Raw genomic sequence first — 24,989 nt, 5'->3', positions numbered from 1 at the left:
TGCCGAACCCCGGCTGACCAGCGGATTCACCTGTCCCTACGAAAAGAGGGCCCAGCCCGGAGCAGTGGAACCCGGCGCCCACCCGACGCGACACTTGGGCCGTCAGCATGCCCACCATCCGCCACAGAAAGCGAAACGGTCCACCGACTCCGTCGGCGGACCGTCATGCAAGATCGAGGCTAACGTCAACCCACACCACCACCGGATTTAACGAACTACCGGTAACGCGTTTCTTGCCCAGACAACGCCCTACCCCCCGGAACCGGGCGTTACTGCTGTGTTTATGGGTGTGCAGGAGCACCGCTTCGGGTGGGAGTTTTGGTATCAAAGCTCGACGTACGCGCAGACGGGTGATCCCCGAGACATGTGGGTCGGGACCGGGCCCGTTGTTGTGGACCGCCGTGACGGACACATTGAGGAACTCGGTGGCAAGCAGTTCGGTGACACGGTCGCCGAGTATCAGCACCAGTACGACCAGCAGACGTCTACCGATACGGTCCGATAGCCGCGTCACACCCGTGCCAGATTCAGCGGGGAGCCACGGGGAACCGCAGTGGCCAGTGGGTGACTGACCCACAGCTCGCCCACGTGGACAGTTCGCAGGTCAGAGCGACACTCACCTCACCTCGCTCCTAAAGTGGTGGCTTCCTGACAAGCGGCAGCGGCCAGCCGGCGCAGGCCACTAGTGCGCTGCCGCCCTCGGTGAGGAAGAGCAGGGTGGTCCACGTCCGATCGGCAGAATCGATCATCCCTGTGCGCACGGGCCGGCCATGTTCGCGGACGAGCTGCACTGCTCGTTCCAGCCCAAGAGGTTCGAGTCCGTGCATCCGCATGCGCTGAAGTCGGCCCTTGAAGACTCCGGCATGCTGCCCTGCGGGTTGCGCCCGGTCTGTCACCCAGTAGGTGGCGCCGCTGCGGAGGGTGGCCAGAGCTCTCACGGACGCCTCATCGTCACCGGTCAACAGCGATTCCAGCACATGCCGTTCCATGGTCACCCCCGCCGGAATCCTGCGGTACAGCAGCCAGGTACCGCAACCCCAGCAATCGCCCGCGTCCGGTAGCGTCCCTCCGGGGCCTTGTAGCGGCCGGTATGACCGTCGCTGACCGATCCGGCTAGAGCTACGGGTCAGAGGGGCGTGGGTTCCGGCGGGGTCTGTGACATCAGCGGGTGGCATCAGCACCCCTGTGTGGTGCTGTTCAGCTTGTTCTTTATGGTCTGAGTCGGTTTCGTTCGGTGATGCTCTCGGGTCGTTTCACGGTTTTGCCCACGTCGTAGCGGGTGGCGGGCCGCCGGTTCCTCGAGCCAAGTGGCCTGCCAGGGCCTGGGGTTGAGGGTTTCGGTGCTCGGGCCGGACAGTGCAGAGGCTGTCGCACGACCTACTCCTTTCGGGAGTCAAGAGCGATTCGATGTTCGCTCCCAGTTGTTGCGGGACGTTGGCAGCCTGGACCGGTGGGGCGGAACTTCCTGTTGTGCGACCGCGAACGTGATTTTGAGATGCCGAGGAGTGCTCGGGAGTGGCTGCCGCCGGGGCACTTGTGTTGGAGAGTGCTTGAGGTGGTCGAAGAGCTCGATCTCTCAGCGTTCGAGGACGGCTATCGTGCCGATGGGCAGGGCGGCGCCGCCTACCCACCGGCCGCCATGGTGGCACTGATCTTCTACTGCTACAGCAAGGGCATACGCTCCTCGCGGGGCATCGAGCGGGCCTGCTGGGACGATCTGGGGTGCCGGATCATCACCGCGAACCGCGCAGTGGACCATTCCACCGCCGCGCGGTTCGTCCAGCGTCACCGCGACGCGCTGACCCAGCTGTTCGTGCAGGTGCTGGCCCTGTGCGGCAGCCGGGGGCTGGTCGATCTGTCGGCGGTCGCGCTGGACGGCTTGCCGATGGACGCGAACGCTTCCCGTGACTCCAACAAGCAGTTGCCACGTCTCGAAGCCGTCATCGTCCGGTGCGAGGACGAGATCAGCGCGCTCATGGACGACGCGCGCGACCATGCCCGGCGCGTCGAGACCGGCGACACCACGGACGCTGACGACGAGCCGCCGCGTGACGACTGGCCGAGGCTGTCACGCCTGTGTGATCTGCTCGCCCGGGCCCGCACAGCCCGGGACCGGCTCCAGCAGCGGGCCCTGCCGTCTGCCAACGAGATAAGAATCAAGGTCGAGGCCGCTGAACGCATCGTGGCCCGCGCGGAGAAACGGCTGGCCACCGAAACCGCGGCCCATCAGGAGAAACTGAGGAAGTACCAGGCCCGGACCGAGGACGACCGGGCAGCGGGCCGTCGGGCCGCCAACGGCCGACCGCCTGTGCCCATGGAGAACAAGACGGTCCTGGTCCGGCAACGGGCCCGACTGGCGAAGACACGCGCTCACCTGGAGCGGGCACGCAGCCCTGAGCCGGTGCCCTCCCCAACCGCCGTCGCCAGCCTGAGTGATCCGGACTCACGGCTACAACTGGGCAAACGAGGCGGCTACCTGCAGGGATACAACCTGCAGATCGTGTGCGCACGCTGCCAGATACTGCTGGCCGTCGACCTGCACGACAACCCGTCGGACCGGACGGCACTGATCCCGATGGTCAGGAAGACCCAGGAGAACCAGCACGCGGCAGGTCTTCCGGGCGACATCCTGCTCTGGCTCGCGGACAGCGGATACGCCAGCGCCGCCTCCTTCGAAGAACTCGCCGACCTGCCTCTACTGGTCTCGGTCACCAGCGAGGCTAACCAGGCAGGACTCCCCGCAAAGCGCCAGACCGCCCCCGCCGGCCAACAGGCCATGGCCGACCGCCTCGCGACCCCGACCGGCCGGGCCCAGTACCGCCAGCGCAGCGCGCTCGTCGAGCCGGGCTTCGCCCAGCTCTTCCAGCGATTCGGCCGACACCTCAACTACCGCGGACGCCGGGCCGTCGACACCGAGATCAAGCTCCTCGGCACCGTCCACAACCTCAGCAAGCTCCTCGCTAGCACCGCAAAATCACGCCCTTGACTCCCGAAAGGAGTAGGTCGTGCGACAGCCTCTGCAGGTGCGGGCGGAGGTTCCGAAACCCCCGGCGGACTCGGGCCGGGGTGAGCCGGCCGGGCTCGGCGGGCTTCTCCCACGGCCGCCGCAAGTCGGCGGCGGCCTCGCGCAGAAGGCGGATCTGGGTGTGCGCGGCGATGATCAGCCAGGTCCAGCGCTCGCCAGCCTCGGGGGTTCGCAGCTTCGGACGGGTCCACCCGAGAGTCTGTTTCATCAGCCTGAAGAGGTGCTCGATGTCGAACCTCCTTAGGAACGCCTGCCAGCGCACGTCGACGTCCTCGCCGCTCAGGCCCGTGGCGGACGACCAGAGCCAGAGCGGGAGCGGGTCTCCGCCGCCGGGCAGGCGATCGACCTGGAGGCGGATCAGCGTGCCCTCGATGATGGGGAGTTCGCCGGTGTGGTCGATCCAGGCGGAGCGGGTGGTCAGGCGGGGGTGGATGCGGTCCCAGGCCATCGCGCGGGCGGTGCCGTACCGGTCGGTGACCTGCAGCGTGGCTGCGTCCGGCTCGCCCCAGGTCTCCGGCTTGGCGAAGCGGGGCTCCTTGCCGTGCTTCGGCGGTCGCCCGCCCTGGGGATAGGACAGGGCGTACTCCTTGAGCGAGGGCGTCGGCCGTCGCATGACGCGGTCGGAGCGCATCCGTCCCAGCACCTCGATGGGGAGGCCGTCGAGGAGATAAGCCATGCGCGGGGCGTCGTAGCCAGCGTCGAAGACGATGAGGATGTCGCGGTCGCCGAAGTGCCAGCGGCCCATCTCGATCAGGTCCGTGACCACACGGCGGAGCTGGGCGGCGGTGACCTCGGCGACGTCATCCTCGGGCCCGAGACGGACAGCATCCAGCAGCTGGCACCAGGACGTCCGGCCCGACTCAAGGGCGGCGACGAAGGAGTACGGCCAGCCGGGGATGAACTGATCCGAGGACCGTCCGCTGCGGCCGTAGACGTGGCAGAACAGGCGGTCCGCGCTGGTCGGCGCGTCGGGGCGGAGCCAGTTACTGACGTCGACCGCCAGGACCAGACGCCCGTCGGCGGCCCGCGGCATCGGCAGACCGGCCAGCACCTGCCGCAACCGGGGCACGTCCACGCTCCCGCGGTTCAATGCCTCGTACATCGCGCCGTGCCCACGCCGGTGCTCGGCCACCAGCGTCAGGTCCACCGGCGACGTCACCGGACCGTCCGCGCACAGCAACGCGTCCACGAGCTCGAACAGCTCGTCTCCGCGCGCGGTCAGGCAGTCGAATAAGTCCTCCCGGAAGCGTGACGCTTTCGCGAACGCCTCCCCGGGACCGGCGTCAGGCAGCAGACTCACCCTCACGGCCTTCGTCTCGATCGGTGCACCTTGGTCGGAGCACATGATCAGACGAAGGCCGCCCCAGCGTCCGGCGAACGCCATCCGTACGATCAAGTTCGACGACTCGTTCGACTGCGACAGCGAGGGGCGTAATGCCGGAGATCGTTCAATGGCTCGTGGATTGGCACTCCGCACAAGAACACGAACTCCGCTCTCGCGGGATCAGCCCCACGGTGAACCAGCCAGCCCCTGGCACAGCAACCAGAGGGCGCCCGAAGGCAACGGCCGTGAGCCTCACTCTGGAGTCGGACGAGCGCCTGGGGAAGCTGTTCGTATGGGAATCGGGAAGCGCTTCACTGCTCTTCATCGACGCCCAGACCGAGTACACCTGGCAAGACCAGCAGGTGATCACCTCGGAGAACGACCTGCCCCGGATCCTGGCTCCGCTCATGAAGCTCGTCGAAGGATCCGCTGACCAGGGTTAAAGAACAAGTTCAGTGCCTGTTCCTGATGCGCCCATGCCATGACAGTGTTGGTGGATCCTGGGTTCGTTGCGCGGGCCCCGTGAGTCGTGTTTGGCTCGCCCGATGAACTTTCTGTTGACGGCGAGTGGCCTGCGTAACGAGACGCTGCGGGATGCACTGCGGGACATGCTGGGTAGGCCGTTCGGATCGGCGAACGTCGTGTACATTCCCACGGCATCAGTCGCCGAGTCCGGGGATCATGGGTGGTTCCTCGCGGACATGAACCGGTTGCACGGCCTCCGCTGGCGGGAGTTCGACGTCCTGGAGCTGAATGGACTGCCCCGGCAGATGGTGCTCGACCGGCTGCTCCACGCCGACGTCATCTATGTTGGGGGCGGCAGCCATTACCACCTCGCGCGCAGCATCACCGGCAACGGCCTGGCCGACGGCTTCCTGGAGGCTCTGGAGAGCCGGGTCTATGTGGGGTTCAGCGCCGGATCAATGATCTTCAGCAGTGCTCTCACCGAACACTCTGCCGACGTCATCGGGGACACCACCGACCTCCACGTGCTCGGCGCGGCGACCGTGGAGCCGCCGTTCGGCCTCTTCGACTGGTATCTCAAGCCTCACCTGTACTCGCCGGATTTCCCCGATCGAGACGACGCCTGGGCTGATCGCATCGCTGCGCGGGCGGACTTCCCGATCTACTTCATCGACGACGAGACGGCCGTTCGAGTCAGGGAAGACGAGGTGGATGTCATTTCTGAAGGCCGGTGGCGGTTCCATCCGTGACTACGGATCAGAAGGTCACACAGCTCACGAGACGGCTCAGCCACAGACCGGGCCGTCTCAGTTCCCGTCTCATTCAGCCCCGTACAGGGCCGTGTAGACCGGGCCGTGAGCGAGGCTCGTCCCGGCACCCGGTTAGCCATGAACACAGGTGAACGACCCTGTACGAGGCTCACCACCCCGCCAACACAGTTGAGAAGCGTGCGCCCTCGGGCAACCTCCTTGGGCCGCCGTGCACCCGCTGCGCGGAGCAGTGCGCCTTCCAGTTCGCGTCGAGAAGGTCACCAGCGCAGGTCCCCGTGCCACTCTCGTGTCAGAACGGGCGGGGACTCAGAGAGAATCAGGGGCCCCGGGGGGACACGCCGCCGAATCTGCCCAAGGCAGTGAACCCGCAGGTAAGGCTTGTGACCACCTCACCTCGCTCCTTAAAGCGGTGATGGGGGGCAAGAGGCACGGGGTTGCGGCATCAACCGCTACGCCCCGTAGGCGCTGGCTAGAGTGGCCGCCATGTTCAATGCTCTGACCGCTGCTTTTCCCGTGACGGACCGGTGTGAGGCCGGGGATGCATCTCGCCTCTCTGAGCCGGTCCGCGGAGTACTGGCCAAGATGGGCGGTGTCACGTTGGCCCGGGGGTTCTACCGCTTTCACACGGCAGACAGCGCGGTTGCGGCGAATGCCGCCTGTGCGGAGCTGATCCGTGGCTTCGCCGGCCGGTACCACGCCTTCGCCTTCGACTGGCTCGGGCGAGAGCTTGCGGTCGACGTACGAGCGGGACAGACCGACGGCGCTGTAATCGTGGTAGACCCGGGTGGGGCGGAGTACCTGGAAAGCGATCTCCCGCTGTCCGCTTGGCACGACGTGGTGGCCAGCGAGGAGGACGTGCTGGCGTACCGCTTCTACATGGCGTGGCGCGTGGCGAATCCGGAGGCTGGTGGTCTCGGATTCGATCAGGTCATCGGGTACAAGCACCCGCTGTTCCTGGGAGGCGCTGACGAGGTCGAGAATCTGGAACTGAGTGGCCGTGACGTGTACTTCTCCCTGTGCACCCAGATAGCCACGCAGCTTCGCTGAGCGCCGGAAGCTCCGACTGCGGCTAAATGCCCCTGCGGCCAGGACTTCGAAGACCCCATCGGACGGGCGACCGTCCCACTGCCAAGGTTCTCCGGAGCCAACCGGTCGTGCCATTCGCGTGCCAGATCCTGCGGGGAACCACGGGGAACAGCGGGGACTGCCCGAGGGCGCACCGCCGCAGGTCAGCGCAGCATCAGCCACCAGAAGACCCAAGCTTCCCAAGCTCAGGGCTCTGGCCACTGGATATGCGGTGGCCGCCTGACGCGGCACTCTGTACCGTGCCCCCGTGACCGACAACCGAAGGGGCAATGCCGCGTAGGCGCCCGTCAGCCCTGCGGGGCGATCTCCCTGTCCGTTCCCTGAGGCGGCGACGGTACCCGTTCATTGATCGCCTTTCAGGATCTTGTACATCTGACCTGCGCCGGCTAGAGCGGACCCGTTTCTGGCCCGAAGCCACGGAAGAAGCGTTCTGGCACTGGAAGGCCCTTGCCCATGGCCCTCTCAGGCAGCTTCCAGACCCACTCGCAGGTGCCGATTGCGGCATCCTCGAGTGTGGGTGTTACGGCGTCGACTTCCGCGGGCACCTCGAAACCGTGCTTCACGCACTGCCCAGGAAGAGCGCGCGTGAGTTGCGTGCGCTCGTGTGGGCTCTTGACAAGAAGATTCTGGCGAGGGCAAAGGTCATCCCGGCTGACAGCCTGGACGGGCCATGGTGGCGAGGTCAGCTCTAGGACCATGGACGACCGTCTCAGTTTCCGTCTCATTCAGCCCCGTTCACGGCCGTTCAGACGAGACCCGGAGCCGTCCCCGCACCGGCGGCCAACCACCCATGAACCCAGGTGAACGCCCTCGAACGACGCCCACCGCCCCACCACCACAGTCGGAAAGCGTGGTGGCAGTCAGCAGGTGTCTGGTCCTTCCGGGCCCGAATGGGTCTGCCGGACGCCGGTACAAGCAATCAGCGTGCTGCCGTCCTCGTCGAGAAACAACATGAAGATCCACGACCTATCGGCAGTCGTGATCTGTCCCAGTCGAACCGGTCGGCCGTATAGGTCGAGGCGTTGCACAGCCTGTGCCAAGCCGGAGGTCTCGATGCCCCTCCGAAGGGTGTGACGGAGTCGGCGCCTATAGATCGCCGCGAGCGACTTGGACGACGTCGTTCCGTCCCAGATGACATAAGAGGTCATCTCATTTGGCGAGCCGGCGGTAGCAGATCAGGGTGCATGCGAGGCTCGTGAAGGCGAGGAAGTGCTCGGCTTTGCGCTCGTAGCGACGGTGGAGGCGACGGCATCCAGCGAGCCATGCCATCGTGCGTTCGATGGTCCACCGGTGCCGGCCGAGCCGCTGTGAGGTCTCGACTCCTTTTCGGGCTATGCGGTGCCGGATGCCCCGCTGGGATAACCATCGCCGCAGGTGGGAGTAGTCGTATCCCTTGTCGGCGTGCAGTTTCTCGGGCTTGCGCCGTCGGGGGCCTCGCCGGGATCGGATCGGCGGTATGCCCTTCACGAGCGGGATCAGGGCCTGGCTGTCGTGAACGTTGGCGCCGGAGATGCCGACAGACAGGGGCAGACCGGTCCGCTCGGTGATCAGGTGGATCTTTGAGCCGTACTTGCCCCGGTCGACAGGATTCGGACCTGTCAGGTCCCCCTTTTCAGGGCCCGCATGTTCACCGAGTCGATCGCGCAGCGGGACCAGTCCAGGTCGCCGCGGGCGCCGAGTTCGTCGAGGACCAGGCGGTGCAGCTTGGCCCACACGCGGGCCTTCGTCCACTCCGTGAAGCGTCGGTGGGCTGTCGCGCCGGACGGCCCGAACGAGGCGGCCGGCAACTGCTGCCACGTGCAGCCCGACGTCGCCACGAACACGATCGCGGCCAGCACCTCACGGTCGCCGTGACGACGCCGGCCACCACCCTGAGGTCGCGACGGTGCCTCCGGCACGACCCGCTGGAACAGCTCCCACAACTCGTCCGGCACCAGCCGCTCAATGATCCCCACCACGGCCGACAGCCTACTCAGCCAAATGAGATGACGTCTTAACCGCGTGGTGTCGGCGTTCGTATTCGTTGGGGCTGAGGTGGCCGTTGGCGGAGTGCCGGCGGCGGGTGTTGTAGCGGGTCAGCCAGGCGAAGACCGTCCTTCTGCAGGTGGCGGCGTCGCCATAGTCGTGGGCGCCCTGGAGGGTCTCGCGTTTCAGAGACGCGTGGAAGCTTTCGCAGGCGGCGTTGTCCGCACTCGTGCCGACCGCGCCCATCGACCGGGTGACCCCGAACTGGTCGCAGAGGTCGGCGAAGGCTCTGGAACCGTATTGCGCCCCGTGGTCGGAATGGAACGTCGAGCCGTCCAGGCCGCCGCGGGTCCGGGTGGCCATCCGCAAGGCGTCCGACACCAGGCTGGTGCGCATGTGGTCGGCGATGGACCAGCCGACGACCCTGCGGCTGAAGCAGTCCAGGACGGTCGCGAGGTAGAGGAACTTCCCGCCGGCGAAGGGGAGGTAGGTGATATCGCCCATGTATTTCAGGCCGGGTCCTGCAGCCGTGAAGTCCCGCTGGAACAGGTCCGGGACCAGCGCGGCGGCCGGATCGGAAACGGTGGTGCGGACGCGTCTGCGCAGACGGATGCCCGTGATGGAGAACGCTCGCATCACCCGGGCGACGCGCTTTTCATTGACTGGCAAGCCCTTCGCGCGGAGCTCGGCGGTTACCCGCGGGGAACCGTAGGCGCCGCCGGACTCGCCGTGGACCTCGCGGATCCGCTCGGCCAGGAGCCGGTCCTCGCTCTGCCGGGACACCCTCGCCTTCCTGCCGGAGAGCCACTTGTAGTAGCTCGAACGGTTCACCTCCAAGACCTCGCAGAGCCGCTTCACCTCGTAGGCGTCCCGGTGGTCGTCGACGAACTGGAAGCGGCCCCTCACCAGTTCGTCTCCCCGGCGAAATACTTGGCCGCCTTGCGGAGTATGTCCCGCTCGGTAGCCAGCTTCCGCTCACTCGCCTCGAGCTCGGCCACCCTGGCCTCGAGCTGTCGGATCCGCTCGTCCGGATCGGCGGACGGTGATGCCCCGGTCCGAGTCGGCGTCTGCCCGGCCGGCGCCGGGCCAGCGGTGACGCCGCGGCGTTCGCGGTCCCGCAAGACCCACTCGCGCAGGGTGGCCCGGTTGATGCCCAGGTCGGCGGCGATGCTCTTGTAGGTCGCCCCGGGTGTGGACTCGTACAGGGCCACGGCATCGGCCTTGAACTCGTCCGAGTAGTCCTTCATCGCCATCGGCGGTGGTCTCGCTTTCTCCGGATCAAGCAGATCCAGTATCAGCGTGTCCACCACTCAGGGGGAGGCTCCATCCCAAGCCACGAATGCCGTCTACATGGGCCGAGCCACGCCGCGGACGGTCAAGCTGCTCCCGAACGGCGTGGTACTGAACGAGCGCATGGCGCAGAAAGTGCGCCGCCAAGAGCAGGGGCACGAGTACGCCGAACGGTTGGGCCTTGGCGTCACTCACCACGTCAGTCATCAACTGTCGCTTTCAGCTCGGGAGTTACACCAGTGACCGTACAGTCCCGATCAGATAGCTGTGTTCATGGATAGACCGGGTGTGTTGCCCAGCAGCGACGTGCCCTGGCAACACACCCGGGATGGGTCACTTCCAGATGGATGCCAGTCGCCATGCCTGCAGGCGGGACAGTTTGGCGGTTCCGTTGTCGGCGAAGGCGTCGACGCCGGTGCTGGAGGGATCGGGGAAGATCTGGTCGGTGAGGACGACTTGTTCGCCGCGCGCGTTCTCGGCGTAGACCTCGATAGATGAGGTGTCGACGAGGACGTGCAGGCGCAGGGGCTTGCCGTCGAGTGCGAGTGGGGCGTGTTCGGTGCTTGAGAAGGTGGGGTCGAAGTCGGTCGCGCCTGAGGCGGTGCGGTCGAGGTAGACCTCGCCGGTGGTGGTGTCGTAGCCGATCCGGGTGCGCTGTCCGGCGGCGCCGGTGCGGACGTCGAGGCCGAACTTGGTGGCGGTGCCCGGGGTGAGGTCGGCCTTGAGCTCCAGGGTGCTGCCGTGGACGCCGAGCGGGATGGTTTCGTTGGTGACGGTCTTGGCCGGGAGGGCTGTGCCGGCGCCGCGGAGGGTGTTCAGTTCGCCGACCGGTTGCTGGAGCAGCTGGGTCTTGCCGTTCACGGTCCGGAGGGCGAGCTGGCGGGGGAAGGTGTCGGCGCTGCGCCAGGGGCTGGTGGGGATGTTCCCGCCGTAGTTCCAGCTGTTCATCCAGGCGATCATGACGCGCCGGCCGCCAGGGGCGTCGTTGAAGGAGTTGGCGGCGTAGAAGTCCTGGCCGTAGTCGAGCCAGTGGGCGCGCTGGGTGGTGGACAGGGCGGGCTTGTCGGCGGCGGTGAACTGGTCGGCGAGGACGTGTCCCCAGCCGCCGGTGTTGGCGTCGACTATCTGGAGCTGGACCTTCTTGCCCTGGTAGGCGGTGGTGTTGAAGGAGGCCCAGTCCAGATTCTCGGAGTTGGCGCCGGTGGCGCTCTGCACGATCTTTCCGTCGACGAGGAGGTTGACGCCGGTCTCGTTGGAGTGAGGCTTGGTCTGGGTGTCGGAGAGGACGATCTGGTCGACGTTGATGTGTCCCCAGCCGCCCGTGTTGGCGTCCACGACCTTGACCTGGGCCTGCTTGCCCTGCAGGTCGGACAGGTCCCAGGAGGCCCAGTTCAGGGCCTCACCGTTGGCGCCGGTCGTAGAGCGCACCACCTTGCCGTCGACGACGAGTTCGACGGCGGTGGGGGCGTCGGAGCTCGCGGCGTGGTAGCCGCCGCCGATGAGGAAGTCCAGGTACTTCTTGTCGATGGTGAAGGCCGGGGAGGTCAGGGTGCCGGTGGTGGCGTCGCCGTTGAGGTAGCTGTTGACGAGCCCGCCTCCGAGGTAGCCGGTGACCTGCTGCTGGTTGGGGAGGGTTCCCTGGGCCGGTCCGGTGCCGAAGGCGTCGCCGGTGGCGGTCCAGTCGCCGATGGGGCTGGAGTAGGTGCTGCCCTCGAAGTCGGCGAGTGTTTCGCCGGTGGGTGTCGGCTCGTCGCCGAGGATGTCGCCGGGCTGGTACGGGTGGTTGCCGCCGCCGACCTTGAAGTTGATGTAGTTGCTGGTCACGGTGAACGCGGGCGAGGTCACCGTGCCGGTGGTGGCGTCGCCGCCGTGGAAGCTGTTGGCGAAGTCCTTGCCGTCGAAGCCGATGACCGCGCTCTGGCCGTCCAGGGGCCCGGTGGCCGGCGCGGTGCCGAACGCGTTTCCGGTGGTCGTCCAGTCGCCGAAGGAGCCGGACTCGAAGTCCTGCATGACGGTGCCGGTCGGCGGGGTGTAGGTGCCGTCGTCGTCGGCGGTGAACTTCTTGCCGTCGAAGTCGCCGACGAAGTACTGGGCACCGGAACCGCCCGCGATGGAACCGGGGTTGAGGTTGACCGCCAGCACCCACTTGGTCTTCTTCGGGTTGCCGTCCACGGGCAGCGGGAAGATGTCCGGGCACTCCCACACCCCGCCGGTCGCGCCGGCCGGCCCGAAGTCGCTCTGGTGGGTCCAGTGCTTGAGGTCGGTGGACCTGTAGAAGGCGATCTTGTGCTGGTCGGAGAGGGCGACGGCCATCAGCCAGCTGCGGGTGGGGGCGTACCAGAAGACCTTCGGGTCGCGGAAGTTGGCGGAGCCAAGGTCGAGGACCGGGTTGCCTGAGTACTTCTTCCAGGTGGTGCCGCCGTCGGTGCTATAGGCCAGGGACTGCCGCTGGACGCCGGTGGACTTCACCAGGCTGGTGTAGACGGCGACCAGCGCCGGGTCCTTCTTGGTGCCGAAGCCGGTGGTGTTGTTCTTGTCCAGCACCACACTGCCGGAGAAGACCATCTCGTTGTCGTCCTGGGGGATGGCGACCGGGAGCTGCTTCCAGTGGACGAGGTCGGTGCTGACGGCGTGGCCCCAGGACATGTTGCCCCAGCTGTTGCCGGACGGGTTGTACTGGAAGAACAGGTGGTACTGGCCCTTGTACCAGATCAGGCCGTTGGGGTCGTTCATCCAGTTCTGGGCCGGGGTGAAGTGGAACTGGGGCCGGTACTGCTCGCGGTAGAGGGTGTCGGCGGCGGCCGGCGTGGCGGCGAGCAGACCGAGTCCGGACAGGACGGTCAGGGCCGTGAGAAGTCTGCGGCGGGGACGGGTGGTTCTGGACATGGCGCTCCTTGTGCGGGGATCGGGTGGTGCGCGTGGGGGGAGCCTTGGGGTGCGGTGCCGGGGACGGGCTCCGCGGGGGCGGCGAGATTCCATGCCTGGACGGTGAAGTCGACGGACCGGGCCTGCAGCGACCAGAGAGCGTCGGAGACCGGGTAGAAGCGCAGGGTCAGGGCTTGCCCGGTGCTGAGGAAGAGTTCGACGACGGAGCGGTCGACCACCATGCGCAGCTCGACCGGTGCGCCGGAACGGGCCACCGGGCAGGGGATGCGGTACGTGCCGCCCACGGCCCGGGGGTCGCGGGAGGCGTGGGAGCGGTCGACGACCACTTCGCCCGCGTCGGTGTCGACGGTGACGTCCAGGTGTTCGCCTGCGTCGGCCGAGGTCACCAGCCGGAGACCGCCCCGTTGGCCCGGCGCAGGCGCGAGCCGGGCGGTGAGGTCGAACGTAACGCCGACTTGGCCGAGTGCGGTGGGGTCCGCCTGGGCGCGCCCGGTGGCGTACAGGCGTTGCTCGCCGCGCAGTCCGGCGACTTCCCGGGCGGGCTGCTGGTGGACGGTGCCGTCGGCCGCGAGGGTGATCTCACGGGGAAAGGTGAGCAGTCCGGCCCAGCCCGCCTCTCGTACCCAGGTGGATTCGCGGGCTTCCCATGACCAGGCCCACAGCAGCCAGCGCCCGTCCGGGGCGCGCAGCAGTGCGGGGGCGTAGAAGTCCGGGCCGTGGTCGAGCCGGACAGGTGCGGAGGGGTGGAAGGCGCCGTCGGCGGTCTCGCGACCGGGGTAGGCGGCAGTGGCCTGGGGGCCGGCGTCGGTGTCCCAGGTGCTGACGATCAGCAGGCCCTGCCGGTCTGTGCCGTCGGGCGTCGGCCAGAAGGCGTACTGGGGGCACTCCCAGCCGGCGCCGGTGTCGGTACCGCCGGGCAACGGCCTCCGGGCGTCGGCGGCGAAAGGGCCGAGGTGCTGCCAGTTGTCCAGGTCCGTCGACTCGTACAGCTGGGCGGCGCCCCGGCCGTCGGCGAGCGCGGAGCCGACCAGCATCCGCCAGCGGTCTTCCTCCTGCCAGACGTAGGGGTCGCGGTACATCGTGGTCCCGGCGGGCGGCTGCGGGATGAGCAGCTCCGGCCGCTGGGTCCAGGTGTGGCCGCCGTCATGGGATTCGGCGGTGGTGACCGGCTGCCACCAGCGGTCGTTGCGGTGGGCGGAGTAGAAGGCCACGATCCGGCTGTCGACGGAGACGGCGTTGCCGGAGAAGCAGCCGTCGGCGTCGTCGCCGCCGGGGGTGGGGGCCAGGGCGACCGGGAGCTCTTCCCAGGTGGTCAGGTCCGGGCTGCGGAAGTGGCCCCAGTGCATGTTCGCGTGCTGCGGGCCGTACGGGTTGTACTGGAAGAACACGTGGTAGTGGCCGTCGTGGAAGACCAGCCCGTTGGGGTCGTTGATCCAGTTGCGGGGCGGGCGCAGGTGTACGGCGGGCAGGTGGGGGTCGACGTGCGGCGTGGACACACGGGGCCTTTCGAAGGGTGCGCGAGGCACAGGGGGGTGGCAGAAGAGGTGGGGGTGGGCGCCGGCGGCTTGGCGGAGGTCAGCCCTTGACGCCGCTGGAGGCGATGCTGCTGACGAAGGCCCGCTGGAAGGCCACGAACAGCGCGAGCACCGGCACGGTGATCATCGACGAGTAGGCCATGATCTGGCCCCACGACGGGTTGAGCTGGAAGAAGTACTGGATGCCGACCATGACCGGGCGCAGGTTCTCGCTCTGGACGACCATCAGGGGCCACAGGTAGGAGTTCCAGGCCGGCAGGAAGGTCAGGATGGCGACCGTGGCGATCGCCGGTCCGGACAGCGGCATGACGATGCGCCGGTAGATGCCGAACCAGCTCGCCCCGTCGATGACGGCGGCTTCGTCGAGCTCCTTGGGGATGCTCTGGAAGTACTGGTGGAACAGGAAGATCGAGAAGGCGTTGGCGACGAAGGGCAGGATCTGCACCTGGTAGGTGTCCAGCCAGCCCTCGGTCAGGGTGAGGTGGAAGCCGTTCACCTGGAGCCAGGGCAGTTGGTTGACCCACCACACCAGCGGCAGGGCGAAGGTCTCGAACGGCACGATCAGCGTGGCGATCACAGCGGTGAGCACGATCTTCTTGCCGCGCCAGCGCATCCGGGACAGGGCGAACGCCGCGAGGCTGTTGACGAAGATGCCCAGCACCACGGTGACGGCGGAGATCCCGATGGAGTTGAGCAGGAACCGGGCGGCGGGCACCCGGTCGAAGACACCGCTGTAGTTGTCCAGGGACAGGTGTCCGACCGGCAGGAACGCCCTGATGCCGTCCAGGTCGCCGAAGATCTGCTGGTCGGGCTTGAGCGACGACACCAGCATGAACACGATCGGGAACGCGAAGAACAATGCGAGCGCGATGCGCGCCGCCTGCACGGCGAGCGAGCGCAGCAGCGACCTCTGACGGCCCGCGCGTGCGGGGGCGGGGGATGCGGAGGTCATGTCAGCCCTTCTCCCGGGTGAGGAATCGCTGAACGAGGGAGACGGCCAGCACCAGTACGAAGAAGACGAGGGAGATCGCGGACGCGTATCCGGTCTGCTGCTGCTTGTATCCGGTCTGCACGGCCTGGTAGACGACCGTGGTGGTCGAGTCCAGGGGCCCGCCCTGCGTCATCACGCTGACCTGTGCGAACAGACTGAACGCGGCGATCGTGATGGTGATGAGCACGAAGGTTCGGGTGGTGCGCAGGCCGGGCCAGGTCACGTACCGGAAGCGCACCCAGCGGGTGGCGCCGTCGATATCGGCGGCCTCGTACAGGTCCTGCGGGATGGTCTGGAGTCCGGCCAGCCAGATGATCATGTGGAAGCCGACGCCCTGCCAGACGGACATGAGGATGATGGCGGGCATGGACGTGGACGGGTTGTTCAGCCAGTCCGGCCCGTGCACGAGGCCGAGGGTGAGGTGGGAGATGAGCTCGTTGACCAGCCCCGTCTTCTGGTACATGAACGTCCACAGGATGGACACCACCACCATGGAGGTGACGACCGGAATGAAGTAGACGGTCCGGAAGAAGTTGACGCCTTTGACCTTGGCGTTGACGAGCAGCGCGAGCACCAGCGCCAGGCCGCCCTGCAGCGGGACGACGACCGCGGCGAAGTAGAAGGTGTTGCGCAGCGACTTGTAGAACAGCGGGTCGTCCAGCAGCGTGCGGAAGTTCTGCAGGCCGGTGAACTGCGCCGGGACCGGGGAGACCAGGCGGGCGTTGGTGAACGCCAGCGCGAAGGCCAGCACCACCGGGATGACGAAGAACAGCAACAGGAGGAACACGGCGGGGCTCACCATGCCGAGAGCGGCGAGGCTTTCCCTGCGCCGTGCACGCCCCTGCGTTGCACGTCGAGTCGATGGGACACCGGCGGCGGATCGAGTGGACATTGGGGTCATTGTGGTGGCCATGGGACATCCAGGCAGGTACGTGCCCCGGCGGAGGCGGAGGGGGGAACCGCGTCCGCCGGGACGGGCGGAGGCGGTCAGCTGCCGCTGGAGTAGTTGCTGGTCGACAGGTTGTTGTCGATCTGGCTGACGGCCTGGTCCAGGGCGCCCTTCACATCGGCGCCGGCCAGGATGTCCATGGCTGTCTTGGAGAACACCGTGGAGATGTAGGGGTAGCCCGGGGTGACGGGCCGGACCACCGCGAACTTCTGCGCTTCCTTGAGGAAGATGTTGAACTCGCCGCCCGCCTCATAGCCCTTCACCTGCTGCGCTGACGCGTTGGTGGCGGGGATGGTGCCGGTGGCCTTGGCGAAGTCCACGAAGTACTTCGTCTGCCGGGAGAAGTTCAGGTAAGCCTGCGCGCCTGCCTTGTTGGAGCATGTCGAGCTCATGGCCCACTGCCAGGACGCGCCGCCGATCTTCGGTCCGTTGCCGAAGTCGACCGGCGGGAGGATCGCCAGGTCGCTGCCGAACTTGTCGATGTTGGCCTGGGCCGACCAGCTGCCGTCCCACTGGATGGCGGTCTTGCCGTTGCGGAAGTCGTCGCCGGGGCTCTTGCCGGACTTCTGCGGCGCGTAGCCCTTCGTGACCATCGAGCGGAACCACTTGCCCCACGCGACGGCCTTGTCGCCGTTGAGCGCGCCCTTGGCGCTCTTGTACGTGGAGCGGTCGATCAGGTCGCCGCCGAAGCTCTGCAGCATCGGCGAGTATGCGTACGGCCACCACTCGCCGGGGTCACCCGTGCCGAGGTCCAGCGTGTTCTTGAACTTGCCGCCCGCCTTCAGCTTGGCGAGCCCGTCCATGAACTCGGCCTTGGTCCAGGGCTTGTCCAGGGTGGGGACGCGGATGCCGTACTTCTTCAGGACCGACTTGCGGGAGTACATGGTCAGCGCGACGTCGTAGAAGCCGGACGCGTAGGTCTTGCCGTGGTACGTGCCGACCGTGCTGGGCAGCTGGTCCTTCACGGCGACCTGACCCTTGGACAGGTCAAGCGGTGCGAGGTACCCGCCCCAGGCCCAGTTCGGGACGTTGGGGCCGTCGACGTCGAGGAGGCACGGCAGCTTCTTGGCGGAGGCCGCGGCCACCACCGAGTCGTTGTAGGAACCCTGCGGGAACGCCTGGATCTTGACCTTGTACTTGCTCTGACTGGCGTTGAAGTCCTTGACGACCTGCTTCACGACGCCGTACTCGGCGGCGTTGCCGGCGTTGTGCGTCCACAGAGTCAGGGTGTTGCCGTCGGCGCCCGACGAGCCGCCACTGCCACTGCCGCTGCCGCCGCAGCCGGCCACGAGCGCCGCCGCGGCAAGGGCGGCTATGCTCGACACCGTGAGGCGCCTGGTTCTCGATTCCACTGGGTTCCTCCAATTTCACTGGGCACGGTCCTGGCAGACCGTGCCTGGCGGCCGGTGATGACGGCCGCCTGTATCGGTGGTGCTTCGCCGCTCCGAGGTCAGATTCGGGGCGGCGAAGCAACCGACGCCCGTGCCACCAGCGGGCAGGGCAGCATTTCCTGAGCAGCCGGACCCGACTCCGGGCCCGGGGCGCCCGTGAGCGCGAGCAGCTGTGCGACCGCCCGCGCTCCCATCTCGTAATGCGGCAGGGCAACGGTGGTCAGCCCGGGGAACAAGCCGTCACAGATCAGTTCCTGGTTGTCGAACCCGATCACCGACAGGTCTTCGGGGATCGACAGCCCCAGTTCGGCGGCGGCGCGGTAGACGCCCATCGCCACCCGGTCGGCGAAGCAGAACAGCGCGGTGGGCCGCTGCTCCGCCCGCAGCAGTCGGAGGGCGGCACGGTACCCGCCGACGGCGTCGGCGGTCTCCGTCACCACCAGCCGGGGGTCCTCGGCGATGTCCGCCTCGGCGAGAGCGCGCCGGTAGCCCTCCAGGCGTCCGTGGGTGGCGGGGATGTCGTCGACGTTGTTGATGAAGCCGATCCGGCGATGGCCGTGGCGGACCAGCTCACGCACCGCCGTGTGACCACCCAGGACCTCGTCCGGTACGACCGAGAACACGCCCGGGTCGTTGGAGCGCGCGTCCAGCAGCACCGTGGGAACCGACCGCAACCGCTCCGGCACCTCCACGACCCGGTGGTACATGGACGCGTACAGCACGCCGTCGACCTGGCGCTGCAACAACAGGTCGATCTCCTTGCGCTCCAGCTCCGGATCGCCGCCCGTGTTCAGCATGAGCAGCAGCAGATCGTGCTTGGCCGCCTCCTCCTGGGCTCCCAGGATGATCCGGCCGGCGTGCGGAGTGGTGGCGATCTCGTCGCTGACGAAGCCGATCGTGTTCGACCGCTTCAGCCGCAGCCCTCGCGCCAGTCCGTTGGGCGCATACCCCAGCTCCTGGGCCGCTTCGAGGACGCGCTGCCGGGTCTCGGAGTTGATGCGCTTGCCCTCGACCTCGTTGAGGATGTGGGAGACGGTCGTGGCCGAGACACCGGCGGCTGCCGCCACGTCCTTGATCCCGATCCGCCTGCCCATGTCGTGCCCAATCGTTTTGGCAAGTGAGTGCGGGATGAGATTGCGCCCCGCCAGGCGCCCGTGTCAACGGCTCGTTACGAACTCGTGGCCAAGCAATGGCACGGGTCCCGCGGGGGTGCGGGGGCGCGCGCACCACACGCGGCGGCCCAACTGCAAGGCAGCAGTGGGAACACGGGCCGTCACCGGCGCCGCGGGGGTGACGGCCGCACGGGTTTACCTGAACGGGAGCTCGACACAACGCCTTCGGCCGGATGCCGCGCGCCCACGGCGCCACCGAGGGAGTCCCCACCTGGCGGTCGCTCGGAAGGGCACATCCAGGGCACATGAGCCTGGGAAACGGCGTTGACCCGTGAGAACTACCGAGAGGAGTTTCCCAGGTCAACGCGCATTTCATCGAGAAACCCCAGGTCAGCGCCCCGCCGCCCCCAATCGCTGCACGAGTGGCAGGGCACGGTCCGGAGGAACCCGGCAGCGAGCGGGGTGGAGCACGACGCCGCATGGTGCTGACCAGGCGCAGCGTTCACTTCCCTTGCCACGCATATTGGCGGTGCCTCGCGGAGGCCCGGAAACGGCACCGCCGGCAAGGTCACCGAGCCGACCGCGCGCTCCACCGGCTACTCGGCGCAGACGTCGATGATCGGCGATCAGGTCGCGGCCACGGCGACCGAGGTCATAGCCATGAACGAAAACGTGATCACCGGGGCAACAGGTCGCGCTACCGGGCACCTGGCTCGTATCGCAGCGTTCCCGGATTACGTTCGGCGACCCCGTGAGCAAGGACCCAACGAGCGTCGCCCAGACGCTCTCACTGCTCCAGCAGGCGGAGGCAGTTCGGGCTCGTGGCCTCCGGGCCGATATGACTCACTGCTTCCACCTGGCCTTCACGCAAAAGAGCCGAGCGAGGCGACTGGGACGTGGGAGGGCGTTGACGACGGCGACGCGAGAGAGTGACCAACCCCGGCACATGCTACGCAGATGCGCGCACGGAACGAATTCAGCACACATGAGGCCGGGAGACCCCGCGAACACGTGAGAACTACAGAGGGGAGTTTTCCCAGGCCAGACGCACCACAGTCAACGTTTCCGCAGGTCGCAGCCTCGCCCAGGGAAAACTCCCGAGGCCCGTATCTTCGCGGTGCGCCGACCCGCGCCGCGGCTGGTCGGCAACCCGCGCGATGCCGGGCGGCGCCTGGGTGAGGCGGTTGCCGAAACCTGGTACGCCTCCAACTGGGCGGGCTCCCGCATCGACATCCCCGTCAGCATCATCGGCGGCCTGGCCCTGTTCCCGATCAAGGGCCACGCCCAGGACGTCACCCGCATCCTCACCGAATCCAGCGACTACGAGCTCCTGCAGGGTTACCGCGAGGTCTACGCACACACCTGGGCACGCCGACCCGACCTGGGAGCTCGCATGGCCCCGCTGATGAGCTGGCTCACCGAAGACGGCGTGGAGGAGAAGGCGTACGCGGTGCGCCGGGTGACCGAGACGGCCTTGCGGTACGGCATCCTCCAACTGACCGGTGACCCCGACCCCTACCACCGTGCCGACACCGACGTGATGTCGTGGACGATCACATCACTGCGCTCCCACGGCGCCCGCCAGGGGCTCGGCGAGTACCACACCCCGCCGGAGGTGTGCGAAATGATGGCCGCGCTGATCGTCGGCAACGAACCGCCGCCCAAGGGCCAGCGCTTTCACGAGCCCGCCGGCGGGACGGGCGGCATGTTCCGCGCACTGGCCCAGCACCTGCGCCACCTGCATCTGGACCCCGCCGACTACGTGTGGGCCCTGAACGAACTCGAACCGATCGCGGCAGCGGGCGCAGCCGTCAACGCCGTGGTCTGGGGCTTGGGCCCGAACGTGGTGATCGCCTGCGGCGACAGCCTCGCGCAGGGCGACCTGCACGAGCAGGCCGCCCGGGAACGGCGTGCCCTGTACGAGGAGCGCGATCAGCTCCTCGGCTATCTCTCGGTTGTCGAGGCAACACACGCAGCGATGGCGCTCGTTGACCGAATCGCGAGCGCACCATCCGCCTGAAACCGTGTCCCGCCACTGGCCCCGGCACCCATCCCGTGGGGCGCCGGTGCCGGTGTCTGCGATCCGCGCCCCGGCTTCCAGCCGAAGTCCAAGACGCCGTGTCCGCCGGACGCGGCCCTGCCGACCCCGCCCGCCAGCCGGTGTCTTGCGGGCCTTGCCCGTCAACCCGCAAACCTGTCCGCCACCGCAGGCGCACGCCACCGGCCCCCGCCCGCGGTGAGCCCAGCGATACATCCGACTTTGGAGGTCCGCCCGTGACCACTGCTCCAGCCACCCAGCTGTTCTGCTACGGAGCCTGGCTGTTCAACATCGACAAGGCCCAGACCCTCCTGAAGAAGCACCCCCGCGACGCCGAGCCCACTTCCGTCGCCGACTGGTCCGCCCACTACCACCTGCACCAGCTCACTCCGGACTACGACGGTGCACCCTGGTGCCCGGTGTTCGGCCCGGACCACTCCGCCTTCAACGCCGAACACGCCCTGCAGACGGACCTCGACAAGCCGGTCATCATCGCCACGATGGAGTTCGACGGCCGTCCGTCCATCCTGCTGATCGACGGCGTCCACCGCATGTACCGGGCGATGATCGAAGGCCGGGCGACGCTGCCCGCGCACATCCTGACCGCCGCCGAGACCGCAGCGATCCGCGAGCGCTGACCACCGCTACCCGCGCCAAGGCCCACCCCCTGGGGGGTGGGCCTTTCGCTTTGCTCCGCCTGCCGCCTGCCGCCTGCCGCCTGCCGCCTGCCGCATGCTCCGGCCGGGCGGCCGCCCGCCGCCCCGTCGCGGTGGCCGTGCCTCGGCGACGCCGCCCGTCCGCCACCTGTGGTGGCCGCGCCTCGTTGCGGGGGGGGGTGCCTCTATGTCCTTCGTCAAGCGAGTCGTGGGCTCCTCGGCTCGTAGAAGGTTCCGTCGCGGAGCATGGCGAACAGGACGCTGATGCGGTGGCGGGCGAGGCGGAGGAGGGCCTGGGTGTGGGTTTTGCGGCGGGCTCGGCAGCGGTCGTAATAGGTGCGGGAGGCGGGATCGTGCAGTGCGGCGAACGCGGAGAGGAACATCGCGCGTTTGAGCTGGCGGTTCCCGCCTCGCGGAGCATGTTCGCCGTGGATCGAGGTCCCCGACGATCTGGTGGCCGGTGCAAGGCCGGCGTAGGAGGCCAGGTGGGCGGCGCTCGGAAACGAGCTGCCGTCACCGACCGTGGTCAGAAGGACTGCGGCGGTCCTGACGCCGATGCCGGGCATCGAGGTCAGGACCTGGGAAAGAGGGTGGGCCTCCAGCAGGGCCTCGATCTGGGCTTCCAGTGCCCGGCGTTGTTCGTGGACGGCGGCCAGCGACTTGGCCAGCGACGGCACGATCACGTCCAAGGTGTTGGTGCCCGGGACGACCACGGTCTGTTCGTCGAGGGCGTCGAAGACATCGTCGACGAGCCGCTGGGCCATGCGCGGGGCCTTTGGCCGTATCACCTCGACGAGCTTGCGGCGGCCGGCTTTGCGCAGAGCGGCCGGAGATCCATAGCGCTCCAGGAGCCAGGTGATGGCGGGGTGGTCCAGGCGGGGTCCCAGGACGCGTTCGAGGCTGGGGTGGAACTGGGTGAGCAGGCCGCGGATGCGGTTGGAGGTGCGGTTGGCCTCGCCTGCCAGGTCCTGGTCGAAGCCGACCAGCATGGTCAGCTCGGCGGTGATCTCGTCGGCCAGTTCGAGGGAGCGCAGGGTGTGGGGCATGGTGCGGGCGGCGTCCGCGATGACGGCCGCGTCGCGCGCGTCGGTCTTGGCCTCACCTGGGTAGAGGTCGGCGATCCGGCGCATCGCGAGTCCGGGCAGGTAGGCGACCTTGCAGCCGGCGTCGCGGGCGACGGTCAGCGGCAGGGCGCCGATGGAGGCGGGCTGGTCCACGACCACCAGGACGGTGCCGAACTTGGCCTTGAGCTTGTCGAAGACGGCCCGCAGCTGGGGTTCGCCGTTCGGCAGGGCCTTGTCGAAGACCTTCTTCCCGGCCGGGGTGAGTCCGTGGCCGTGATGGTTGCTCTTGCCGACGTCCAGGCCGAGGAAGACGCCCGTCTCGTCGATGTCGATCACCGTGCCCCCACATGCTCGATACCGTGCCGGCCTCGGCGGTGGGGCCGTTCGCGCGCATCCACGTTATGCAGACCTGCCGCCCGCGAGCTGCCCGGCATTGCGCCGGGCCGGACGGTGGCCGGACCTCTGATCAGCGTCTGTGACGGCACCCCTCGGGCCCGGTGACACCACCCCCCAGGTCATCCGATCGACAGGGGGCAACAGTCATGCCGGGCCCGGAGGCCAGCGGCCCTCTTGCAGGACCGCGAAGAAGATAACGGGGTGCGTGGCTTGGCCAGTCCGAGGTCAGTGTGCGGGGCGTCGAGGACGCGGCTCCCACCCCACCGGCCCCTGGCCGGGGGTGGTCGAGCCCTTCCGGTCCCGAACTGGCGATGGCCCGGTTCTGGCTCGTTCTCGCATTCGTCCCGCCCCTCTCCCGTAGCCAGGAGTCGTCATGCCCGCGTCCTCCCAGGTGGTTGCCACTCTGCTTCCCGTCCCGCTCCCGCCCGTCCCGCTCCCGCCCGTCCCGCTCCCGCCCGTCCCGCTCCCGCCCGTCCCGCTCCCGCCCGTCCCGGTCGCGTCGACGCCGGTGGTGTCCGCTCCGGTCGTGTCGACGCCGGTGGTGTCCGCTGTGGTCGAGCCCGCTTCCATGGCGCCGGTCGATGTGGTGCCTTACGGAGGGCCCCGCATCGCCGCTGCGGACTTCTTCACCCGGGCCAGGCGGGGGCGTGCGGTGACCGCGCTGCCGGTCTTTAGGGACGGGGACTGCGTGTTGTGCCCGCGCGGCACCGAGTGGATGCGCCGGTCCGGCCGGTGGATCGCCCCGGGGCAGCCGGATGGTGTGTTCCTCACCGATGGGGAGGTGACCGGCTGGTGGCGGACCAGGATGATGCCGGGCAGCCGGTTCACGCTGGTACGCCGGCTCACCCCCACCGAGACACGCCGGATCCCCGGCGACCGCTACCTCAGCCGGGTGCGCTGCCTGAGCCTGCGCAAGGGCGCGTTCACCTACGACGAGGAGGTCTGCGGAGACTAGCTGCGGTCGATCGCCTGGCAGGTGGCCCACACCCGCACCGTGAGCGTCCACCTGGAACTGCCCAGCGGCATCGTCACCCTCCACTCCAGCGAGGTCGGTGACGTCTTCTTCCACCCCACCGCCTAAAACCCACACCCAGCCCCGCCTAGCGCCCTCCGGTCCCGCATCCGAGGGCGCGTGGCCGGGGCAGGCACGCCCCCACCGCGAACGACAGGAACCCGCATGAAGCCCGACCTGAACGGCCCGCTCGTCCGGCTGCGGTTCGTGGTGAGTTGCGGTGCTTGGTCTGGGGGCGGTCATGGTCACGGTGCCCGCCGCGCCCCGCCGATCCAGGGGCTTTGAGGCGGCCTACTCCCACCTCGCTCCGTGAAGGAGACCAGCGCTATGACCAGTCCTGCTCTGTCGAAGACGCGTGCCGCCCGGATAGACGTGGCGCCGCTTGAAAGGGCGGACCACGCCGACTATCTCGCTCTGCTCGCCCTGACCACCTCCGGTGAGGGCCTGCCGCCGGGAGCCGAACAGATCATCACTCTGCCCCCCTTCCGGCGGCCGTTCACCCACGGGCCCGCTCTGTGCCTGACCGCCCGGCTGCGCCGCAGTTCGAACCCGCGACCGGTCGGAGCCGTGTTCGCGTCGTTCCCGGACTGGGCCCACGAACACCCCCTCACCCGTGACAACCCCGCCCTGTCCGAGCTGATCAGCCGCACCGTGATCCTCATCTACGGCCTGGCCGTCACCCCGCACCGCCGCCGACAGGGCATCGCCCGCACGCTGCTCACCGCGGCGGAGGAGAAGGCCCGCAGCACCGGCTACCGGATGGCGACCTTGATCCACAAACCCGAACTCGCCCCCTTCTACAAGCGGTTGGGCTACACCAGCGCGCACCACGTGACGATTCCGATGCCGCACGCCGCGCTGGGACTGAACCAGCCTCCGGCGTACATGACCGCCGTCAAAGCCCTCCACCCCGGCGTGCAGGTCCGTACGGTGCCCGGCGCTCCGGGGCCGGTCGTGACCGGTCTGCTGCCCGGCTGGGACATCCCCGCCACCGCCCGCTTCGAAGAAGGCGAACTCATCGCCTGACCCGTAGC

At 68.1% G+C, this 24,989-nt stretch carries 19 protein-coding genes and 3 pseudogenes; 10 read left to right on the top strand and 12 right to left on the bottom strand.

Features of this window, described 5'->3' with window-relative positions:
* Positions 1–268 precede the first annotated feature (268 nt).
* Positions 269–505 (top strand): annotated as a pseudogene (locus ACFQ9Z_RS37205) (YrhB domain-containing protein); the annotation flags it as partial.
* 127 nt (positions 506–632) lie between these two features.
* On the opposite strand, the gene ACFQ9Z_RS37200 reads toward ACFQ9Z_RS37205, so the two are convergent.
* Both ACFQ9Z_RS37200 and ACFQ9Z_RS37195 read right to left on the bottom strand, forming a co-directional pair.
* A complete protein-coding gene (locus tag ACFQ9Z_RS37200; protein ID WP_383030662.1) occupies positions 633–989 on the bottom strand; it encodes a hypothetical protein in 357 nt (118 codons plus the stop codon).
* A gap of 220 nt (positions 990–1,209) precedes the next feature.
* Positions 1,210–1,374 (bottom strand): annotated as a pseudogene (locus ACFQ9Z_RS37195) (transposase); the annotation flags it as partial.
* Between the two features lie 181 nt (positions 1,375–1,555).
* Between ACFQ9Z_RS37195 and ACFQ9Z_RS37190 the strand changes: the two are divergent.
* Positions 1,556–2,986: a transposase gene (locus ACFQ9Z_RS37190; RefSeq protein ID WP_383030655.1), complete on the top strand. Its 1,431-nt coding sequence runs from the start codon at positions 1,556–1,558 to the stop codon at positions 2,984–2,986.
* A 34-nt stretch (positions 2,987–3,020) separates the two neighbouring features.
* Here the strand turns inward: ACFQ9Z_RS37190 and ACFQ9Z_RS37185 are convergent.
* A pseudogene (locus ACFQ9Z_RS37185) lies at positions 3,021–4,325 on the bottom strand (NF041680 family putative transposase); the annotation flags it as partial.
* Positions 4,326–4,594: 269 nt separating this feature from the next.
* On the opposite strand from ACFQ9Z_RS37185, the gene ACFQ9Z_RS37180 reads away from it, so the two are divergent.
* The 3 genes from ACFQ9Z_RS37180 to ACFQ9Z_RS37170 all read left to right on the top strand — a co-directional run bounded on the left by ACFQ9Z_RS37180 (position 4,595) and on the right by ACFQ9Z_RS37170 (position 6,631).
* A complete protein-coding gene (locus ACFQ9Z_RS37180) occupies positions 4,595–4,792 on the top strand; it encodes a hypothetical protein (RefSeq protein ID WP_383030652.1) in 198 nt (65 codons plus the stop codon).
* Between the two features lie 102 nt (positions 4,793–4,894).
* The gene (locus ACFQ9Z_RS37175; RefSeq protein ID WP_383030648.1) at positions 4,895–5,563 is read left to right on the top strand and encodes a Type 1 glutamine amidotransferase-like domain-containing protein; all 669 of its coding nucleotides are present in this window, start codon (positions 4,895–4,897) and stop codon (positions 5,561–5,563) included.
* A 504-nt stretch (positions 5,564–6,067) separates the two neighbouring features.
* On the top strand, positions 6,068–6,631 hold the full coding sequence (locus ACFQ9Z_RS37170) for a T6SS immunity protein Tdi1 domain-containing protein (protein ID WP_383030644.1): 564 nt from the start codon (positions 6,068–6,070) through the stop codon (positions 6,629–6,631).
* Between the two features lie 1,188 nt (positions 6,632–7,819).
* Here the strand turns inward: ACFQ9Z_RS37170 and ACFQ9Z_RS37165 are convergent.
* A protein-coding gene (locus ACFQ9Z_RS37165; protein ID WP_383030660.1) for an IS5 family transposase occupies positions 7,820–8,619 on the bottom strand; the annotation gives its coding sequence in 2 pieces (ribosomal slippage) (positions 7,820–8,280 and positions 8,280–8,619; 801 coding nt in all).
* A gap of 19 nt (positions 8,620–8,638) precedes the next feature.
* Positions 8,639–9,888, bottom strand: a protein-coding gene (locus ACFQ9Z_RS37160; RefSeq protein ID WP_383030657.1) for an IS3 family transposase whose coding sequence is annotated in 2 segments (ribosomal slippage) — positions 8,639–9,558 and positions 9,558–9,888 — 1,251 coding nt in all. Because the reading frame shifts where the segments join, the coding sequence is not laid out codon by codon here.
* Between the two features lie 46 nt (positions 9,889–9,934).
* Between ACFQ9Z_RS37160 and ACFQ9Z_RS37155 the strand changes: the two genes are divergently transcribed.
* Positions 9,935–10,168, top strand: a complete 234-nt coding sequence (locus ACFQ9Z_RS37155; RefSeq protein ID WP_383030642.1) for a hypothetical protein — start codon at positions 9,935–9,937, stop codon at positions 10,166–10,168.
* A 90-nt stretch (positions 10,169–10,258) separates the two neighbouring features.
* Here the strand turns inward: ACFQ9Z_RS37155 and ACFQ9Z_RS37150 are convergent, their stop codons facing one another.
* The 6 genes from ACFQ9Z_RS37150 to ACFQ9Z_RS37125 all read right to left on the bottom strand — a co-directional run bounded on the left by ACFQ9Z_RS37150 (position 10,259) and on the right by ACFQ9Z_RS37125 (position 18,771).
* Positions 10,259–12,811 carry a GH32 C-terminal domain-containing protein gene (locus ACFQ9Z_RS37150; protein WP_383030639.1) on the bottom strand — a complete coding sequence of 851 codons (2,553 nt, stop codon included), beginning with the start codon at positions 12,809–12,811 and terminating at the stop codon, positions 10,259–10,261.
* Positions 12,766–14,307 carry a glycoside hydrolase family 32 protein gene (locus tag ACFQ9Z_RS37145; protein WP_383030637.1) on the bottom strand — a complete coding sequence of 514 codons (1,542 nt, stop codon included), beginning with the start codon at positions 14,305–14,307 and terminating at the stop codon, positions 12,766–12,768. Before ACFQ9Z_RS37145 ends, ACFQ9Z_RS37150 begins: the two co-directional genes overlap by 46 nt.
* Positions 14,308–14,386: 79 nt before the next feature.
* A complete protein-coding gene (locus ACFQ9Z_RS37140) occupies positions 14,387–15,298 on the bottom strand; it encodes a carbohydrate ABC transporter permease (protein WP_383030635.1) in 912 nt (303 codons plus the stop codon).
* A gap of 1 nt (position 15,299) precedes the next feature.
* Positions 15,300–16,139 (bottom strand): carbohydrate ABC transporter permease, encoded by an 840-nt coding sequence (locus ACFQ9Z_RS37135; protein WP_383030632.1) that lies wholly within the window; start codon positions 16,137–16,139, stop codon positions 15,300–15,302.
* 185 nt (positions 16,140–16,324) lie between these two features.
* Positions 16,325–17,611 (bottom strand): extracellular solute-binding protein, encoded by a 1,287-nt coding sequence (locus ACFQ9Z_RS37130; RefSeq protein WP_383030629.1) that lies wholly within the window; start codon positions 17,609–17,611, stop codon positions 16,325–16,327.
* 125 nt (positions 17,612–17,736) lie between these two features.
* A complete protein-coding gene (locus tag ACFQ9Z_RS37125; protein ID WP_383030627.1) occupies positions 17,737–18,771 on the bottom strand; it encodes a LacI family DNA-binding transcriptional regulator in 1,035 nt (344 codons plus the stop codon).
* A 1,135-nt stretch (positions 18,772–19,906) separates the two neighbouring features.
* Between ACFQ9Z_RS37125 and ACFQ9Z_RS37120 the strand changes: the two genes are divergently transcribed.
* Complete coding sequence (locus tag ACFQ9Z_RS37120; RefSeq protein WP_383030624.1) at positions 19,907–20,809, top strand: N-6 DNA methylase; 903 nt, start codon at positions 19,907–19,909, stop codon at positions 20,807–20,809.
* Positions 20,810–21,063: 254 nt separating this feature from the next.
* Positions 21,064–21,465: a hypothetical protein gene (locus ACFQ9Z_RS37115; protein ID WP_383030621.1), complete on the top strand. Its 402-nt coding sequence runs from the start codon at positions 21,064–21,066 to the stop codon at positions 21,463–21,465.
* 215 nt (positions 21,466–21,680) lie between these two features.
* On the opposite strand, the gene ACFQ9Z_RS37110 is transcribed toward ACFQ9Z_RS37115, so the two are convergent.
* Positions 21,681–22,883, bottom strand: a complete 1,203-nt coding sequence (locus ACFQ9Z_RS37110) for an IS110 family transposase (RefSeq protein ID WP_383030619.1) — start codon at positions 22,881–22,883, stop codon at positions 21,681–21,683.
* A gap of 433 nt (positions 22,884–23,316) precedes the next feature.
* Between ACFQ9Z_RS37110 and ACFQ9Z_RS37105 the strand changes: the two genes are divergently transcribed.
* Together ACFQ9Z_RS37105 and ACFQ9Z_RS37100 are read left to right on the top strand one after the other, a co-directional pair.
* Positions 23,317–23,898: a hypothetical protein gene (locus tag ACFQ9Z_RS37105; RefSeq protein WP_383030617.1), complete on the top strand. Its 582-nt coding sequence runs from the start codon at positions 23,317–23,319 to the stop codon at positions 23,896–23,898.
* A 384-nt stretch (positions 23,899–24,282) separates the two neighbouring features.
* Positions 24,283–24,981, top strand: a complete 699-nt coding sequence (locus ACFQ9Z_RS37100; protein ID WP_383030613.1) for a GNAT family N-acetyltransferase — start codon at positions 24,283–24,285, stop codon at positions 24,979–24,981.
* The last annotated feature ends 8 nt before the right edge of the window (positions 24,982–24,989 follow it).

The sequence above is a fragment of the Streptomyces sp. NPDC056580 genome (assembly GCF_042793175.1).
Taxonomy (GTDB): domain Bacteria; phylum Actinomycetota; class Actinomycetes; order Streptomycetales; family Streptomycetaceae; genus Streptomyces.
This window is presented reverse-complemented; position numbering and strand designations above follow the sequence as displayed.

Coding starts and splice junctions, on each gene's coding strand:
- ACFQ9Z_RS37200 (WP_383030662.1), bottom strand. CDS start 989: ATGGAACGGCATGTGCTGGAATCGCTGTTGACCGGTGACGATGAGGCG.
- ACFQ9Z_RS37175 (WP_383030648.1), top strand. CDS start 4,895: ATGAACTTTCTGTTGACGGCGAGTGGCCTGCGTAACGAGACGCTGCGG.
- ACFQ9Z_RS37170 (WP_383030644.1), top strand. CDS start 6,068: ATGTTCAATGCTCTGACCGCTGCTTTTCCCGTGACGGACCGGTGTGAG.
- ACFQ9Z_RS37150 (WP_383030639.1), bottom strand. CDS start 12,811: ATGTCCAGAACCACCCGTCCCCGCCGCAGACTTCTCACGGCCCTGACC.
- ACFQ9Z_RS37140 (WP_383030635.1), bottom strand. CDS start 15,298: ATGACCTCCGCATCCCCCGCCCCCGCACGCGCGGGCCGTCAGAGGTCG.
- ACFQ9Z_RS37135 (WP_383030632.1), bottom strand. CDS start 16,139: ATGGTGAGCCCCGCCGTGTTCCTCCTGTTGCTGTTCTTCGTCATCCCG.
- ACFQ9Z_RS37125 (WP_383030627.1), bottom strand. CDS start 18,771: ATGGGCAGGCGGATCGGGATCAAGGACGTGGCGGCAGCCGCCGGTGTC.
- ACFQ9Z_RS37105 (WP_383030617.1), top strand. CDS start 23,317: ATGCCCGCGTCCTCCCAGGTGGTTGCCACTCTGCTTCCCGTCCCGCTC.
- ACFQ9Z_RS37100 (WP_383030613.1), top strand. CDS start 24,283: ATGACCAGTCCTGCTCTGTCGAAGACGCGTGCCGCCCGGATAGACGTG.